The organism is Micromonospora sp. WMMD1219, from assembly GCF_049315215.1.
In the GTDB taxonomy this organism is placed as follows: domain Bacteria; phylum Actinomycetota; class Actinomycetes; order Mycobacteriales; family Micromonosporaceae; genus Micromonospora; species Micromonospora tulbaghiae.
In genome coordinates this window covers 5,864,354-5,881,392 of sequence record NZ_CP186057.1, presented here as the reverse complement: position 1 = coordinate 5,881,392, position 17,039 = coordinate 5,864,354, and the positions used below count along the sequence as shown (strand labels likewise).

General features: G+C 73.2%; 14 protein-coding genes. 8 read left to right on the top strand and 6 right to left on the bottom strand.

Going from position 1 to position 17,039, the window contains the following annotated elements; genetic code table 11:
• Positions 1-54 precede the first annotated feature (54 nt).
• From ACN27C_RS27495 to ACN27C_RS27480, 4 genes are all read left to right on the top strand, one after another.
• The gene (locus ACN27C_RS27495) at positions 55-2,010 is read left to right on the top strand and encodes a GTP-binding protein (protein ID WP_422749094.1); all 1,956 of its coding nucleotides are present in this window, start codon (positions 55-57) and stop codon (positions 2,008-2,010) included.
• A gap of 114 nt (positions 2,011-2,124) precedes the next feature.
• On the top strand, positions 2,125-2,943 hold the full coding sequence (locus ACN27C_RS27490; protein ID WP_393155742.1) for an endonuclease/exonuclease/phosphatase family protein: 819 nt from the start codon (positions 2,125-2,127) through the stop codon (positions 2,941-2,943).
• Between the two features lie 96 nt (positions 2,944-3,039).
• The gene (locus ACN27C_RS27485) at positions 3,040-3,573 is read left to right on the top strand and encodes a SigE family RNA polymerase sigma factor (RefSeq protein WP_120570384.1); all 534 of its coding nucleotides are present in this window, start codon (positions 3,040-3,042) and stop codon (positions 3,571-3,573) included.
• Entirely contained in the window at positions 3,560-4,753 is a 1,194-nt protein-coding gene (locus ACN27C_RS27480) for a hypothetical protein (protein ID WP_422749091.1), read from the top strand. Before ACN27C_RS27485 ends, ACN27C_RS27480 begins: the two co-directional genes overlap by 14 nt.
• Positions 4,754-4,815: 62 nt before the next feature.
• Here the strand turns inward: ACN27C_RS27480 and ACN27C_RS27475 are convergent, their stop codons facing one another.
• The 4 genes from ACN27C_RS27475 to ACN27C_RS27460 all read right to left on the bottom strand — a co-directional run bounded on the left by ACN27C_RS27475 (position 4,816) and on the right by ACN27C_RS27460 (position 10,592).
• Positions 4,816-7,569 carry a beta-L-arabinofuranosidase domain-containing protein gene (locus ACN27C_RS27475; protein WP_422749089.1) on the bottom strand — a complete coding sequence of 918 codons (2,754 nt, stop codon included), beginning with the start codon at positions 7,567-7,569 and terminating at the stop codon, positions 4,816-4,818.
• A gap of 50 nt (positions 7,570-7,619) precedes the next feature.
• Positions 7,620-9,002: a glycoside hydrolase family 43 protein gene (locus ACN27C_RS27470; protein ID WP_422749087.1), complete on the bottom strand. Its 1,383-nt coding sequence runs from the start codon at positions 9,000-9,002 to the stop codon at positions 7,620-7,622.
• Between the two features lie 100 nt (positions 9,003-9,102).
• Complete coding sequence (locus ACN27C_RS27465; protein WP_422749085.1) at positions 9,103-10,266, bottom strand: low temperature requirement protein A; 1,164 nt, start codon at positions 10,264-10,266, stop codon at positions 9,103-9,105.
• Positions 10,267-10,379: 113 nt separating this feature from the next.
• The gene (locus ACN27C_RS27460) at positions 10,380-10,592 is read right to left on the bottom strand and encodes a hypothetical protein (RefSeq protein WP_120570380.1); all 213 of its coding nucleotides are present in this window, start codon (positions 10,590-10,592) and stop codon (positions 10,380-10,382) included.
• A gap of 167 nt (positions 10,593-10,759) precedes the next feature.
• On the opposite strand from ACN27C_RS27460, the gene ACN27C_RS27455 reads away from it, so the two are divergent.
• Positions 10,760-11,986, top strand: coding sequence for a sensor histidine kinase (locus tag ACN27C_RS27455; RefSeq protein WP_121682919.1), 1,227 nt, complete (start codon positions 10,760-10,762; stop codon positions 11,984-11,986).
• The gene (locus tag ACN27C_RS27450; protein ID WP_252448745.1) at positions 11,974-12,627 is read left to right on the top strand and encodes a response regulator transcription factor; all 654 of its coding nucleotides are present in this window, start codon (positions 11,974-11,976) and stop codon (positions 12,625-12,627) included. Before ACN27C_RS27455 ends, ACN27C_RS27450 begins: the two co-directional genes overlap by 13 nt.
• Positions 12,628-12,688: 61 nt before the next feature.
• On the opposite strand, the gene ACN27C_RS27445 is transcribed toward ACN27C_RS27450, so the two are convergent.
• Positions 12,689-13,855, bottom strand: a complete 1,167-nt coding sequence (locus ACN27C_RS27445; protein WP_422749082.1) for a serine hydrolase domain-containing protein — start codon at positions 13,853-13,855, stop codon at positions 12,689-12,691.
• A 235-nt stretch (positions 13,856-14,090) separates the two neighbouring features.
• Here ACN27C_RS27445 and ACN27C_RS27440 point away from each other — a divergent pair, with 235 nt between their 5' ends.
• Complete coding sequence (locus ACN27C_RS27440; protein WP_121682916.1) at positions 14,091-14,561, top strand: hemerythrin domain-containing protein; 471 nt, start codon at positions 14,091-14,093, stop codon at positions 14,559-14,561.
• 53 nt (positions 14,562-14,614) lie between these two features.
• On the opposite strand, the gene ACN27C_RS27435 is transcribed toward ACN27C_RS27440, so the two are convergent.
• On the bottom strand, positions 14,615-15,043 hold the full coding sequence (locus ACN27C_RS27435) for a hypothetical protein (protein WP_422749080.1): 429 nt from the start codon (positions 15,041-15,043) through the stop codon (positions 14,615-14,617).
• A gap of 345 nt (positions 15,044-15,388) precedes the next feature.
• Between ACN27C_RS27435 and ACN27C_RS27430 the strand changes: the two genes are divergently transcribed.
• On the top strand, positions 15,389-17,026 hold the full coding sequence (locus tag ACN27C_RS27430) for a cellulose-binding domain-containing protein (RefSeq protein ID WP_422749078.1): 1,638 nt from the start codon (positions 15,389-15,391) through the stop codon (positions 17,024-17,026).
• Positions 17,027-17,039: the final 13 nt, after the last annotated feature.

Sequence of the window (17,039 nt, the reverse complement as noted above, 5' to 3'; positions counted from 1 at the left end):
TGCGAGCAGCTTCCACGCTTCGGACCCTTGCCCGTCCTACCGTGGAGCTCCGCCTTGGCCCTGTTGAACCTCGGAATCGTCGCGCATGTTGACGCCGGAAAGACCAGCCTGACCGAACGCCTGCTCTACGAGGCGGGCGCCGTGTCCGAGCCGGGCAGCGTCGACGCCGGCACGACCCGGACCGACTCGATGGACCTGGAACGCCGCCGCGGCATCACCATCCGCGCGGCCGTCACGTCGATCACCATCGGCGACCTGAGCATCAACCTGCTCGACACCCCCGGCCACCCCGACTTCATCGCGGAGGTCGAGCGGTCCCTGGCCGTCCTCGACGCCGCCGTGCTCGTGGTGTCCAGCGTGGAGGGCGTCCAGCCGCAGACCGTCGCGATCTGGCGGGCGCTGCGCCGCATCGGCGTACCGACCGTGTTCTTCTTCAACAAGGTCGACCGTGGCGGCGCCGACGTGGACCGGGTGACGGCCCAGGTGCGGCACCGGCTCGGAGCGCGGCCGGTGCTTCTCGGCACGGTCACCGGCCAGGGCCGCCGCGAGGCCCGGGTGCAGGCCGTGGACCTCGACGCCGAACCCGTGGTGGCGGAGGTGGCCGAGGTCGACGACGCGGTGGCGGCGCGCTGGCTGACCGACCGGCCGGTGCGCGTCCGCGACGTCCGGCGGGCGCTCCGCCGCGCCGTCCGCCGCGCCGAGCTGGTCCCCGCGGTGTGCGGTTCGGCGATCACCGGCGCCGGGGTACGCCAGTTGTGCGACGTCCTGGCCGACCTGCTGCCGCACGGCGAGACGCGGGACGGCCCGCCGGCGGGCACCGTCTTCGCCGTCGACCGGGACGGGCACGGCCGGCGCGTCTGGCTGCGGCTGTGGTCCGGGCGGCTGCGGGTGCGGGACCGGGTGCGGCTGCCCGGCGGCCGTCCGGAGCCGGTGACCGAGATCGCCGTCATCGAGCCCACCGGCGTGCAGGTGCGCCCGTCGGTCTCTGGCGGCCAGATCGCTGCGGTACGCGGGGTGTCGGCCCGGATCGGCCAGCACATCGGCGACCCGCCGCGGCGGCACGCCTACCGGTTCCCGCCGCCGACCCGGCAGGCGGTCGTCGAACCGGTCGAACCGGAGCAGCGCCTGGCGATGTTCGCCGGACTGGCCGAACTGGCCGACGAGGACCCGCTCGTGGACCTGCGCCTCGACGAGCAGCAGGCCGAGGCGGTGATCCGCCTGCACGGCGAGGTCCAGAAGGAGGTCCTCGCAGCCCTGATGGAGGACCGGTACGGCGTCCGGGTGCGGTTCTCCGGCACGCTCACCGCCTGCATCGAACGGGTCGCCGGCACCGGCGCCGCCGAGGAGCGGGTACGGGAGCGCGGCAACCCGTACCTGGCCGGGCTGGGGTTGCGCATCGAGGCCGCGCCGACCGGGCACGGCATCGAGTTCCGTCCCGGGATCGAGCCGGGACGGCTGCCACCGGCCTTCGTCGCCGCCACCGAGGAGGGCGTACGGGCCGCGCTGCGGCAGGGCCGGCACGGCTGGCCGGTCACCGACTGCACCGTCACCATGACGGCCTCCCGGTACTGGCCCCGGCAGAGCCGGCCGCACCAGAAGTTCGACAAGTCGATCTCGACGGTGGCGGCGGACTTCCGCAACCTCGCCCCGGTCGTGGTCGCCGCCGCGCTGCGGCAGGCCGGTACGCGGGTGTGCCAGCCGATCGAGCGGTTCGACGTCAACCTTCCCCGGCACACGGTGGAGACGGTGCTGGCGCTGCTCGGCCGGCTCGGAGCGGTCGTCCACGACACCGCCGTCGCGGGCGGATACCTGGAGGTGAGCGGCACCCTGCCGTCCGCGCGGGTGCCGCGGGTCGTCGCCGCCCTGCCCGACCTCACCGGCGGCGAGGCGGTCCTGACCACCACCTTCGACCACTACGCGCCGGTCAGCGGCGAGGAACCGCCGAGGCTGCCCCGGCGCGGGCCCGACCCGGACGACCGGGAGGCGTGGTTCCGGGCCGTACCGAGGTAGGCGGCGACGGGAGCGCTGCGGCGATAGGATCACCGGCGCCCGCCGCCGCCCGTACCCGTTGGAGCCCCGCTGTCAGCGCAGCCGGCCACCCACCCCGCCCGGCGTGTCCGCCGGGTGCTGGCCGCGGTGTGCCTGCTCGTCGTGGCCGGGCTGCCCGCCGGGTCGTCGGGCGCCGGCGCCGGCGGCACGGGAACGCTGCGGGTGCTCCAGATGAACCTGTGCAACAGCGGCCGGGCCGGCTGCTACACCGGCCGGGCCGTCCGCCAGGCCGCCGACGTGATCGCCGCCGAGACGCCCGACGTGGTCACGCTCAACGAGATCTGCCGCGACGACCTGGTGACGCTGGAGCGGACGCTGCGGGCCGCCCGTGCCGGTGGGACGGTGGTGTCCGCGTTCCAGGCCGCCGGTGACCGCCCCTCCCGCGGTCCCACCCGGTGCAACAACGGCGAGCCGTACGGGATCGGGCTGCTGACCCGCCTCGACGACCGTGACGCCCGGCCCTCGGTGCACCGGGGGACCTACCCGGCGCAGGACCTCGCCGACCCGGAGGAACGGGTCTGGCTGTGCGTCCGGGCCGCCGGACTCCACGCCTGCACCACGCACCTGGCGAACACCAGCGCCCAGGTCGCGCTGGCCCAGTGCGGACATCTGCTCGGCGCGGTGGTGCCGGACGTCCGGGGCGACGCCGGGAGCGCGCCGGCCGTCGTCGGCGGTGACCTCAACCTCCGTGCCGGTGGCACGCCGGACGTGCGCTCCTGCGTGCCGGCCGGCTACCGGCGGATCGACGACGGCGCCCGGCAGCAGATCGTGGCGTCGAGCGGCGTGACGATCTGCTGCCGCCGCGCGGTGGACATGCGCGGGGCGACAGACCATCCGGCGCTGGTGGCGACCATGATCCGTTCGTGGCCGGTGCCGCCACCGGGACGGTACTGACCGAGGTCTCCGGACGCGCGGCGAAATTGGTCCGCGGTCCGTGCAACTTCGCGGGCGGGCGCAGCCGTTCTACCTCCGTCACGAGGAGGCAGTCGATTGAAAGCCGAAGACGAACAAGCGTTCCGCGAGTTCGTGACGTCACAGATGGCGTCCCTGCGCAAGCTGGCGTACATGACCTGCGGCGACTGGCACGCCGCGGAGGACGCCGTGGCCAACGCGCTGGTCAAGCTCTATCCACGCTGGCGGAAGCTGGAGCGGCCCGATCTCTACGTCAAGACCATGGTCTACCGGGCTGCGATCGACGAGACCCGCCGGCCCTGGCGGCGCGAGCGGTCGGCCGGCGACGCCGTGCCGGACGCCGCGGTACGGGACACGGCGGCGGTGACGGACGAGCGGATGCGCCTGTGGGCGGCGCTCGAATCCGTCCCGGCGGGGCAGCGGGCCGCTGTGGTGCTCCGGCACTACCTGGACCTGAGCCTGGAGGACACGGCCGCCGTGCTCGACTGCACGGTCGGCACGGCCAAGAGCCAGGTCTCCCGTGGGCTGGCGAAGCTGCGCGAGTCACTCGGCGGCGAACACCTCAATCTCACCGGCAGGCCGATGGAGGAGTGGACGAATGCAGTTGCGTGAACTGGTGGACGCCGTGACCGGCGACGAGCCGCCGATGGGCCGTACCGTCGACGACATCGTCGCGGCCGGGCGGCGCGCCGAGCGGCGCCGCCGGAACCGGTTCGCGACAGCCGGCGCGGCGAGCCTCGTCGCGGTGGCGGTCGCCTCCGCGATCACGGTGCCGGTCCTGGACGCGAGGCGCACCTCCTCGACGCTGTCCGAGGCGCCGCGTCCGGGCGTCAGCCCCTGGCCGGACGCCTCGCCGTTCACCTTCACCTTCACCGGGTACGACGCCGGCACGCTGCACGTGCAGGACCCGATCGTCGTGTCGACCGCGTACCAGATCGCCCCCGTCTACTCCGACCGGCACACCTCGAACGACAGGCCCCTCACCGCGGACGAGGCCGAGTCGATGCAGCAGGAGACGACGGCCGCCGGGGCGAAGCCGAGCCTCTGGGCCTACCTGACCGTCTACCGGCCCGGCGCCTTCGCCCCGGCCGCGATCAAGGGCGGGCGGAACGTCATGGTGGCCGGACGCAGGGCGGTGCAGGCGACGCTGCCGTACGCCCTCGACCCGAGCCAGCCGCCGGAAAGGGGCAACAAGCTGTTCGCCTGGCAATACGCGAAAAACGCCTGGGCAGTCGTCACGGCGATCTCCGGCGACGAAGCGACGCCGAGCTTCCGCGACCTGAGTGGCCTGGTCACGGGCCTGAAGCCGGCCGGGCCGACGCCGGCTCCGCTGCCGTTCACGGTGGGCTACCTGCCGCGGGGTTACGTGCCGCTCCAGGTGGGCACGCACGCCCTGCCCGGCCTGAGCGGCATCGCCACCGCCCGCGCCGGTGACTACGGCGGCGCGACGTACACCAGGCCGCCCCTGCGCACCTCGGGCCTGACCGCGCCGTTCGACTCGGTCGAGGGCGGGATCAGGGACGGGTTCCACATCTTCGTCACGCCGAGCACCAGCTCCAACCAGTCACCGGAGCCCGGCGCGACGAGGTGCTATCCGGGTGCGGCCCGCAGAGGCGGGTTCTGCAACGTCTGGAGCGCCGACGGCAGTGTCGTGGTCCAGGTCAGCTCCGAGGGCGTCGGCGGCCGGCTGCCCCAGGCCGAGCTGCTGCGGATCGCCGAGGGGATCACCGTCGCCGACGACGTGCGGGACGAGTCGACCTGGACGCCCGCCGGGGACGCCCTGACACCCTGACCCCGGGGAATGCCCCGGTGACGGTGGGAGCGGCCGGACCGCTCCCACCGTCACCGCCTGATCTACAGGAACCGCCAGCGCTGGTGCGCGGCCCCGGTGTCGTCGGCGAGGACCGCCTGCGCGCCCTGGGCGCCGGAGCCGCCGCTGAGCCCGAGCACCCGGCCCCCGTTCGCGCACTGGATCCGGAACCAGCCGCCTCCGCCGTGCCGCAGCCGCCACCTGTGGTCGGCGGTGCCGTTGTCGGCCCACTGGACGATCCGGGCGCCGGCCGCGCTCGACCCGCCCTCGACGCCCAGCACCTTGCCGCTGTTGCCGTTGCGCAGCCGCAGGTAGCCACCGGTGTCCACGAGCGCGGTCCAGAGGTGGTCGGCGGTGCCGGTGTCGCCCCACTGGATGACCAGCCCGCCGTCGGCGGTGGACATGTTCTGTACGCCGAGCACCAGCCCGCTGCCGAGGTTCTGGATCCGCCGCGCTCCGTTGGGCAGGAACCGCCACTGGTTGTCCAGGCTCCCGTTGTCCGGGTCCTGCACGGCGAACGCGCCCTGGGCGGTCGAGCCGCCGGAGATGCCGAGCAGCTTGCCGGTGTGCACGTTGCGCAGCTTGTGGCTGCCGTCGCCGACGTCGACAACCGTCCACAGGTGGTCGGCGGTGCCGTTGTCCGCCCACTGCAGGATGCGGGCGCCGTCGGCGGTGGACATGTTCTCCACCCCCAGCACCTTGCCGCTGTTGACGTTGCGCAGCCGCAGCGCCGACCCGTCGACGACGAGCTGCCAGTCGTGGTCGGGGGTGCCGGTGTCGCCCCACTGCAGCGCGAGCCCGCCGTCGGCGGTGGACATGTTCTGGATGCCGAGCACGAGGCCGCTCGCCGCGTTGGCGAGCCGGAAGCTGGCCTCCCCGCCGCCGGCGCCCGCGCCGACCCGCCAGTAGACCGTGTAGTTGTGCCCGTGGGCGTCGTAGAACGGGCCGAGGTTCACGGTGGCGCCGTCCGCCCGCGCGGTGAACGCGAGGCTGCCGGCGCCGGTACGGGTCACCGAGGCGGGGTCCAGCGTCGGCAGGGCGCTCAACGTGGTGTTGCCGTAGTTGCCGGAGAGCACCACCGGCCCGTACGTGACGGCCTGCACCGCGGCGTCGTCGTTGGCGGCCACCGTGGCGACCCGCATCGGCAGCCGGACCGTGACCGTGTCGCCGGAGGTCCAGGCGCGGGTCAGCACGGCGTAGCTGCCCGGCGTGGTGGCGATGCCCGCCGCGACGCCGTTGACGCTGACGGACGCCCCGCTGGTCCACGCCGGGATCCGGATCCGCATCGTCCACGAGCCGCCCACCGAACCGGTGACGGTGAGCGTCGTCGTGTCGCCGACCGGGTACGAGGTGGCCTGCGTGACGGTGATGCCGCGCTGACTCCAGGTCAGCACCGAGGGGACGAACAGGTTGACCGTCAGCGTGGTGCCGTTGTGGAAGTAGATCGCGTCCGCGAGCGTCGTGTTGGTCTCCAGCCCGGTGCCCTGGCAGCACCAGAAGGAGTTGTAGTCGGTGCTCCAGGTGCCGCCGCCCCACGCCGGGCCGACACCGCGCCGCCCGCCCGGGTTCAGCGGGGTGAAGTAGGTGACGTGGCCGTGCGCGTCGGCCGGGTTCTGCTGGCCGATCATGTGGTTGAGCAGCGCGCGCTCGTAGAAGTCGGCGTACGCGACCCGGTCCGGGTCGAGCTGCCACAGCTCCCGGGTCAGCTTGAGCATGTTGTACGTGTTGCACGCCTCGCAGGTGTCGTTGCGCAGGTAGCCGGCGATCGCGTTCGGGGCGCGGAAGTGCTCGGCCTGGCTGTTGCCGCCGATGGCGTACGTGTGGGCGCCGACGGTGATGGCCCACGCGTTCGCGGCGATGTCCCGGTAGCGGGTGACGCCTGTCGCCTTGTACTCCCGGGCCGCGCCGATCCACTTGGGCACCTGCGTGTTGGCGTGCAGCCCGTTGAGCTGGTCGGAGTTCGCGGCGAGCGGGTTGAACACGGCGGCGTGGTCGAACCGCTGCGCGACGGTGAGCCACCGCCCGTCACCGGTCTGCTGGTAGAGGTCGGTCAGCACCGCGTTCATGCCGCCGAACTCGGTGCCGAGCATGGCCTGCATCTGGGCCGAGGTGAGCCGGCCGGTGCGCTGGTCGACCCAGCCGGCCAGCGCCAGCAGCACGTCCCGGGCCTGGGTGCTGCCGATCAGCCGCCACACGTCCAGCAGCCCGGCGAGCGTCTTGTGGATGCAGTAGTAGGGGACGTTGCCGTTGCTCAGCGTCCGGGCCTCCAGCGCGGTGAAGTCGGACTCGGGGAAGCCGGACAGGTATCCGGCGCTGAACCCGGCCGCGCCGTTGTTGGCCTGGCAGCGGGCCAGCTCGGCGACCATGGTGAGCGCCTTGTCCCGGCAGGTGGTGTCGCCGAGCACCGCCCACGCCTGTGCCCAGGCGGTCAGGAAGTGCCCCTGCATGTGGGTGCGGAACGGGAAGTTCGGCGCGTCCCAGCCGCCGTTGGCGGCGGCGCCGCCGGTGGACAGGCGGTGGTTGGCCCGGAAGTTGTAGAGCAGCCGGTTCACGTCGACGAAGCGCAGGTAGGCGACCGTACGGTTCTGGTTGTCCTGCCAGCGGCCGGCGGTCAGCCGTACCTGGCCCGGGTCGAACGCGTACGCGGACACGCCGATGTCGGGGCGGGCCGGTGGCAGCGCGGCGTGTGCCGTACCGCCTGCGGCGACGGACCCGGCGGCGGCGCCGGCGGTGGCCGCGACGGCTGTGGCAGCGGTGGTGCGCAGGACGAAGCGGCGGTTCACCAGGGGAGCGGGCATGTCGGCCTCCGTGGCGGGGGACGGTGGGGGACAGTGGTGGTGGCGAACGGTTACGCGGTGACCCGGAACGTGGCGTCCTGGCGGTCGATCGCGGGGGATCCGGCGCCGAGCGGGTCGATGCGCAGCCGGTAGTCGTAGTGCCGCAGGTAGCGGGTGGGGAAGTTGTGCGAGCGGAACGACGACCAGGTGCCGTCCGCCAGGCCGGCGGTGCGGTGGAACGTGGCGTCGGCACGGAACGTGGCGGTGCCGTCGTTCGGGTCGAGCCGGACCGCGTAGTCGTAGTGCCGCAGGTAGTTGCCGGGATAGTTGACCGACTCGAACGAGACGCCGGCGGAGTCGGCCAGGCCGGGGACCATGCGCCACATCTGGTCCTGGTAGGGGTCGAACGGGTACGCGTCGACGCGGGCGATCCGGTCGGCGTGCCGGACGTAGCGGTCGGGGAGGTTCGACGACTTGAGCCGGACCCAGTTCGGCGTGCCCCAGCGGTTGACCATGCCGGCGTACTCGGCGTCGCTGATGCCGATCATCGAGCCGTGCTTGGAGTTCAGCGGCGGGGTGTAGTCGCGCTGGTTCAGCGGCGTCCACGAGTTGCCCGAGATGGTGGTCGTGGACCAGGCGTAGTAGTCGTTGTTGACCGGGCTGAACGAGTCGCCCCACAGCCGCCAGCCGTCCTCGTTGGTGCGCAGCAGCAGCGGTGCCTCGATCGCGTTTCCCTGCCGCAGGCCGCTGGTGTACGTGGTGAAGCTGTTCGGCGCGCCGGTGACGGACCGGGCGCCGTACAGGTAGCCGTCGTCGAGGTTCTTGTAGTAGAGGTACGTGGTGCCGCCGTCGACGACCACGTCGCCGTCGAGCACGCCGAAGCCCGGGCTGAAGTAGACCTGCGGGGCGCTGACGGTGCGGAAGTCGCTCGTGTAGTTGACGAACAGCACGTCCCGGCCGTTGTTGGCGGAGTAGACGATCGCGTACTGGCCGCGGGCGGCGTCCCAGAACGCGGTCGGCGCCCACGTGTGGGTGTCGAGCGTGTGCATCCGGATGCGCCGGTAGCCGGTGAACGCGGTCAGGTCGGCCGAGTCCCACACGTGCAGGTACTGGCTGGTCAGCCCCCAGTTGGTGCCTTTGAGGTCGGTGGCCAGCACCACGAACGTCCCGTCGGTCCTGCGCAGCACGAACGGGTCGCGCAGGCCGAGCTGCCCGGCGGTCGGGGTGACCACGGGATTGTTCTGGTTCAGCGGGGTCCAGTTCAGGCCGTCCCGGCTGACGGCCAGGTGCAGGCCGTAGTCGGCGCCGACGCCGTTCGGCGTCTCGGTGAAGTACGCCATCGCGTAGGCGGTGTTCGGCGGGGCGAGTGCGCCGCGGGGCAGGCTGAGCGCGCCGGATGCGGCGGCGGCGGCGGACAGGGCGCCGACTGTGAACGCGCGTCGGGTCAGGGGCACGAGGGGGCCTTTCTCTGCGGGGGAGATGTCGGCCGAGTTAACGCTAACAACGCCCTCTAGCCTGGCGTTCACATAGCTGACTGTCAATCGATTCGCAGCGTTAACGCGGCCGGCCCGTCCGCCGGAGGGTGGCGGTCTCCACGAGCACGATGGCGATCAGCAGCGCGGCCATCAGCGCGGAGCCGGCCAGCAGCGGCAGCCGGTGGGCCAGCAGTCCCAGTGCCACCAGCGCCACCAGCCCGGCCGGCCGGTGCCAGGACACCCGGTGATGGACGGCCGCCGCGAGCAGGATCCAGCCGATCAGGAACAGCGCCGGGCCGCTGAGCGTCACCAGGAAAGCGGCCGGGTCGCGGGACAGCGGCTCGGCGATCATCACCTTCGCGCCGACGGCGGCGGCCACCACGCCCGCCACCATCACCAGGTGCAGGTAGCCGGCCAGCAGGCCCAGCCGGCTCCCGGCCGGCCCCAGCGCGTCGATCGCCGTACCGAGCCGCATGCCGCCCGGCACCAGGTAGAGCGCGCCGATGCTGACCGCGTTGACGAACACCAGCGCGAACGCCAGCGTCCGGTAGCTGTCGAAGCCGGTGGCGCTGTAGACGATGCCGGCGGACAGGATCAGCTCACCCAGCGCGATGATGTAGATCTGCTGGTAGCGCTCGGCCAGGTGCTCGCCGACGATCTGGAGGTCGCTCCACGTGGCGCGGCCCAGCCCGGGCGTCGGCCAGCGCAGCCGGGCCAGCACCAGATCCAGCACGACCGCCGCGGTCCAGAGCGCCACCTGCGCCGGACCGGCGAGCGCGCCGGCCACCCAGAGCACCCCGGAGACCGCGAACCAGATCGCCACCCGCAGGCTCCGCAGCCGCAGCGGATGCCCGCGCAGCGCCGGCAGCAGGAGGGCGGGCCGGCCGAGGTGGATCGCCACGTACGCGCCGGCGAACACGAGCGCGTGTCCGGTGTACGCGGTGGGTGCCGAGGCCGCCATCAGCAGGCCGCCGAACATCACCCAGATCAGCAGCGCGACGATCACCGGGGAGCGCGGGTCGAACCAGTCCGTCGACCACGCGGTCACGAACCACACCCACCAGATCGGTGCCAGCAGCAGGGCGGTCCGGAACGCCCCGCCGAGGCTGAGGTCGTGCTCCAGCGTCAGGGACAGCCGGTTCAGCGCGAGAAGGAACGCCAGGTCGAAGAAGAGCTCCAGGAACGACGCCCGGCGGGAGGCCTCACGTGGCCGCAGCAGATGTCCTCGCAGCCCACTCGCCATCCGGTCCCCTCGGTACGCGCCGTCGCCGACACCAGTCGTACCAGCCGGTGCGGCGCTCGCGCGGGCGAACGCGGCAGGGCGGGCCGATCGTCGTCACGGCCCGCCCGCGGCGGTCAGCGGTTGCGGTAGTGGTTCATCGCCAGGGTCACCCCGCACGCCAGCGCCAGCGCGCCGAAGGCGGAACCGGCCCACGGGTTGTCCAGGACGGCCGACAGCGTCACGTTGGCGGCCACGCTCACGATCAGCACCAGCCAGAGCAGCGGGCGCATCCGGGTGACCGGCGTCGGGGCTGCGGCGGTCTCGGCGGTACGGTCCAGGTCGTTCACGGCTGCCTCCTCGGGTGATCTCTTCTGCCACCACGCTAGGCGCGCGGCCGGCCGGGAACGATCCCGCCAGCACGACGGCCGGGGTACAGCAGGCTGTACTTTCCGCGTCCGGCAGTGACGGGCGGCGAGGGCGGTGACCTATGGTGGCGGCCGGGGGTGGGCCGGGGATGGAGTACGTGCGCAGGCGGTTCCGCGCCGCGGTGGACGCGCTGGAGCACCTCGTCGGCGGGCTCGGCACCGCCGTGCTGGCGCTCGGCGCGCTGCTCGGTCTGGTCGTCGTGGCCGCGGCCTGCGTCGGTGGGGTCGGGCTGCTGCTCGTACCCGGGATGCTGCGGGCGGTGCGGTCGGTGGCCGACCGCGAGCGTGCCCGGCTGTCCCGGTGGGGGTCGCCGATCCCGTCGCCCGGCCCGGCGCCGGAGGCCCTGCGCCCGGCCCTGCGCGATCCGGTCGTGCGGCGGGAACTGCGCTGGATCGCCGCCCACGGAACACTCGGCTTCGGTGCCGGGCTAATCGCGCTCGCGCTGCCGATCTACGCCGTGCAGGACATGACGTTTCCGCTGTGGTACCGGCTGGTGCCACCGGACGCGGGCGCGCCCGGGATCGGGTGGTGGCGCATCGACGGGCTCGGCGACGCGCTCGCGGTCGGCGTCCTCGGAGTCGGGTGGCTGGTCCTCGCGGTCGCGTCCGGCCCGGCGCTGGCGCGGCTCCAGGCCGGGCCGGGCCGCCGGCTGCTGCCCCCGCCGCCCGGTGTCGACCTGTCGCTGCGGGTCGCCGAACTCACCGCCACCCGGGCCGCCGCGCTCGACGCCCACGCGGTCGAGCTGCGCCGGATCGAACGCTCGCTGCACGACGGCACGCAGAACCGGCTGGTCGCGGTGAACGTGCTGCTCGGCGCCGCGCGGCGGGCGGTACGCCGTGACCCGGCACGCGCCGACGAGATCCTGGAACGCGCGCAGGACGCGGCCGAGCAGGCGCTCGGCGAGCTGCGTACGGTGGTGCGCGGCATCCTGCCGCCGGTGCTCGGCGACCGGGGCCTGGCCGGGGCACTCGACGGACTCGCCGCGGCGTGCGCGGTGCCGTGCCGCCTGTCGGTGGACGTCGACGTGCGCTGCGCGGCGTCGGTCGAGGCCACCGCGTACTTCGTGGTGGCCGAGGCACTGACGAACGTGGTCCGGCACAGCGGCGCGAGCGCGGTGGAGGTCGCGGTGCGCCGGGAGGGGGATCGGCTGCTCGTGACCGTCACCGACGACGGGCGCGGGGACGCCGACGAGACGCGCGGCTCCGGGCTGACCGGCATCCGCCGCCGGGTCGGGGCCTACGACGGGCGGATGACGCTGACGAGTCCACCGGGAGGACCGACGAGGATGCACGTGGAGCTGCCATGCGGATCGTGATCGCCGAGGACGACGCGCTGCTGCGCGAAGGGCTGGCGCTGCTGCTGCGCGCCGAGGACCTGGACGTGGTCGCCACCGCCGGCACACCGGGGGAGTTCCTGACCGCTGTGGACGACCACCGGCCGGACGTGGCGATCGTCGACGTGCGGATGCCGCCCACGCACACCGACGAGGGCATCGTCGCCGCGGTCGAGGCCCGCCGCCGCCGGCCGGGCCTCGCGGTGCTGGTCCTGTCCGCGTACGTCGAGCAGGCGTTCGCCACCGAGCTGTTCTCGGTCGGCGCGTCGGGGCTCGGCTACCTGCTCAAGGAGCGGGTGGGCCGGGTCGAGGAGTTCCTCGCCGCGCTGCACCGCGTCGCGGCCGGCGGCAGCGTGATCGACCCCGAGGTGGTCGGGCAGCTGCTCGCCCGCAACCGGCGGCCGGACACCGCGCTGGCCGAGCTGTCGCCGCGTGAGCACGAGGTGCTGGCGCTGATGGCCGAAGGGCTGGGCAACAGCGCGATCGCGGAACGGATGTTCGTCACCGAGGGCGCGGTGCACAAGCACATCCGCAACATCTTCGCGAAGCTGGGCCTGCCGCCGGACGACCGCGCCGACCGCCGGGTCACCGCCGTGCTGCGCTATCTCGACGGCCGGCGGTAGGCCCACGCGCGCAGGCGCGCCGCCTCGCGGGGAGGCGGCGCGCCTGCGGTGTCGACCCGGATCAGCGGCGGGTGCCGCACAGGGCGGCGTCGACGGTGCTGCTGACCGCATCCATCATCTCCAGGCCGGTCGGCAGCGCGGTCACCGCGACCACGGCGCTGCGCCCGTCCGTGGTGGACAGGTTGCGCGTCTCGAAGCCCTGGATGTCGCCGCCGTGCCCCCAGGCGTGACCGCCGCAGGGCAGCTCGTGCCGGGCGATGCCCAGGCCGTACTCCCAGACGCCGGTGGGCTCGAAATCGGGCGCCGGCACGGTACGCGTCATGGCCGCCTGCTGGGCCGGCTCGAGCAGCCTGCCCGCCAGCAGCGCCTCGAAGAACATCCGCAGGTCCGACGGGGTCGAGACGAGCTGGCCGGCGGCCCAGCCCAGCGACGGGTCCATCCGGGTCACGTCGACCCACGGCGCGCCCGGCTCCACCGCCACGTATCCGCGCGGCAGCCGGCCGGGCAGGTCCTGCTCGCCGGTCTGCGGCCAGTACGTGTCGCGCAGCCGCAGCGGCTCGATGATCCGCCGGGTGATCTCCTCGCCGACCGGGCGCTGGGTGACCCGCTCGACGATCAGCCCGGCCAGGACGAAGTTGGTGTTGCTGTACTCCCACTTCTCGCCCGGCGGGAAGTGCCGCGACTGGGTGAGCGCCTCGTCCACCAGCCGGCGCGGGTCGAAGTAGTCGCTGCGCCGGTCCACCAGGTCCTGCGCCTCGCTGAACACCACGTCGTCGTAGTCGGGCAGGCCGCTGGTCTGCTGCAGCAACTGGCGCACGGTGATCCGCCGCCCGTCGTTGCCGTTGCCGCGCACCATGCCGGGCAGGTAGCGCTCGACGGTGGCGTCCAGGTCGATGCGGCCCTCGCCGACGAGCTGGAGGACGACCACGGCGGTGAACGTCTTGGTGTTGCTGCCCACGCGCACCCGGGCGTCGCGGGGGATCGCGGCGCCGGTGCGCAGGTCACCGACCCCGGCGGTGTAGTCGCGCACCCGGCCGTCGCGGCGTACGGAGGCCAGCGCCCCGGGGAAGCCGTGCTCGGCGACCAGGCCGTCCAGTCGCTGCTGGACGGCGTCGCCGGCGGGACGCCGGGCGTCGGTGGTCGTGGCGGACGCGGCGGGCACACCCAGCGCGGCGACGGTCAGCAGGGCCGTGGCGCCGACGGCGACCGGGAAGGTACGGCGGATCATGGGAACTCCTCGACGGAGGTGAACGGGTACGGCCTCAAGCCTCGGAGAATCGGGCGCCACGCTCCATACCGCCTGCTGCCCGAAGCGGGGTAGCGCTGGCACTACTTGATGGCACCGGTGCCGCCGGTTAGGCTCCGCGCAGCGTCGCGTGCCGGTGGCAGACCGTGTCAGGCATGGAGGCGCCGGATCGAAGGGAGCACGACGATGACACTCGTCGTCCCTTCGCCCTCGCCACATGGCTGAGGGCGGACAGACCAGGCTGGTGGCCTGGAGCCGCGAGATGCGCGCCGTCCACGAGCGGCTGCGCGAGGCGCTGGAGCTGACCCGGCGGGCGCTCGCCGACGGTGAGCCGGCCCGCCCGGCGACGCGTGACCTGCTGTTGTACTGCCACGGGTTCTGCGCGGCGCTGACCGCGCATCACGAGGGCGAGGACCGCAGCCTCTTCCCGGCGATCGCGGCGCGGCATCCCGAGCTGCGCGCCACGCTGGACCGGCTGCGGCAGGACCACTCGATGATCGGGTACCTGCTGACCGGGCTGGGCGCGGCCGTGGCCCGCGACGCCCCGCCCGGCGAACTGGCCCGGCACCTGGAGGGCGTGGCGGCGATCATGGAGTCGCACTTCCGGTACGAGGAACGGCAGCTTCTGACGGTGCTGGAGACGCTCCCGCTGGACGACGACCCGGGCGACGTGTTCGGGCCGCTGTGACAGCCGTCGCGGCCCGGCGGGATGCGCACCGCCGGGCCGCGACCGGGCCGGGGTCAGTTCAGGCCGCAGGTGGCGAGCGCGTCCAGGTCGGGCCGCTGCGCGCCGACCCGGTTGAACGCGATCTCGATGCGGTCGAGCGCCGCGACGCGCTTGCTGCGCAGCGGGCCGAGGATCGCGTTGTCGACGAAGTTCGGGCCGCCCTCGGGGCGTACCGCCTGCCGGGCCAGCCGCTCGTTCTGCCGGGCGATCTCCTGGTCCAGGTTGGCCAGTTCCCGTTCCACCTGGGCCGCGGCCGCCGCGGGTACGGCGGGCAGCTTGTCGCGTACGGTCGGGCAGTTCACGGTCTGCGCGGCGGCGGTGGTGGCCGGGCGGCCGTTCTCGCCCGCCGACGCCAGTTGCAGCCCACCGGCGAACAACAGCGCCGCGAGGGCGCCCACCCCGCCGAGTTTCAGGACCGCGGTCTTGCGCGTACCCCTGGCCATGCACCTCTCCTCTGGTTGACCGGGAGACCCGGCGCGGCGGCTGCCGCCCCGTCTCCGCGGTGCGAAGTGACGACTGGAGGAATCTGCTCGTGCCCGCTCCGGCATCGCGGTTCCGGCCGATGTTCCGGTCGGCAGTGGATACGGGCGGCGCGTCGGCATCGTTCAGTGCGTACCGAGGTTTGACCGCATCGACGCCCATCGTTAGACTGCGCTGAAAGCGCTTACTGTGCGGGAGACGTGAGCGTTCGGCATGGCACTGGCGTCCGGGTATCAAGGCCCACCCCCGACACCGACCGGGCATCGGTGCCGGCGTGGGCACGGCACCACCACCCGCAGGAGACCAGCATGATCAACCGACACCGCCGTACGGTGTTGTGGACGTCCGCCGCGGCGACGGCCGCGCTCGCCGCGTCCGGCCTGACCGTCGGCGCGACCGCCGCCCAGGCGGCCGCCGGCTGCCGCGTCGACTACGCCGTCACCGCGCAGTGGGGCGGCGGCTTCACCGCCAACGTCAACCTGACGAACCTCGGCGACCCGCTCACCGGCTGGGCCGTCACCTGGACCTTCGGCGCCGGGCAGACCGTCACCCAGTCCTGGGGCGCCGAGATCACCGCCAGCGGCGCCTCGGTGCGGGCCGCCAACGTCAGCTACAACGGCAGCCTGGGCACCAACGCCAGCACGTCGTTCGGCTTCAACGGCACCTGGAACAACAGCAGCAACCCGGTACCCTCCGCGTTCGCGGTCAACGGCGTCACCTGCACCGGCGGCGTCACCCCCACCACCGGCACGCCGCCCACCAGCGCCCCGCCGCCGAGCACGCCTCCGCCCAGCAGCCCGCCGCCGAGCAGCCCGCCCCCGAGCACGCCTCCGCCCAGCACGCCTCCGCCGACCGGTGGTGCGATCTACGCCGCGCCGAACGGCACCGCCGGGGCCGCCGGCACCCAGGCCAGCCCCACCACGATCGCCGCGGCGATCACCCGGGTCGGCGCGGGCGGCACGATCTACCTGCGCGGCGGCACGTACAACCTGTCCCAGACGGTCACCGTGGCCGCCGGCAACAACGGCACGTCGAGCGCCCGCAAGAACCTGTACGCCTACCCGGGCGAGACGCCGATCCTGAACTTCTCGGCGATGAGCGAGGACCCGGCCAACCGGGGACTGGCGCTCAACGCCTCGTACTGGCACGTGCGCGGGCTCGTGGTGGAGCGGGCCGGTGACAACGGCATCTTCGTCGGCGGCAGCAACAACATCATCGAGCGCACGGTGACCCGCTTCAACCGCGACACCGGGCTGCAACTGTCCCGGATCGCCTCCAGCACGCCGCGCGACCAGTGGCCCGCGAACAACCTGATGGTCAGCGTGGAGTCGCACGACAACGCCGACTCCGACGGCGAGGACGCCGACGGCTTCGCGGCCAAGCTCACCGTCGGCGGCGGCAACGTCTTCCGGTACGCGGTGTCGCACCACAACATCGACGACGGGTGGGACCTCTACACGAAGTCCGACACCGGCGCGATCGGCGCGGTGACCATCGAGGACTCGCTCGCGTACAGCAACGGCACGCTGAGCAACGGCACCCAGAACGGCAACGGCGACCGCAACGGCTTCAAGCTCGGCGGCGAGGACATCGCGGTCAACCACACCGTCCGGCGCACAATCGCGTACCGCAACGGCAAGCACGGGTTCACGTACAACCGCAACCCGGGCACCATGACGATTTCGAACAACCTGAGCATCGACAACACCGAACGCAACTTCTCGTTCGACGCCGGCACCTCGGTCTTCCGGAGCAACACGTCCTGCCGCTTCGCCGGCAGCGGCTCCAACGACAAGACGGTCGGCAACGTGGACGGCTCGAACCAGTTCTGGTCCGGCACCAACGGCTCCCGCTGCGCCACGTACTCCGGCGCCCTCGCCTGGTCCTTCACCACCACCGACGGCCGCCTGACGGTAACCCTCGGAGGCCGCCCCGTCTCCCTCTAACCCGCCCTCTAAC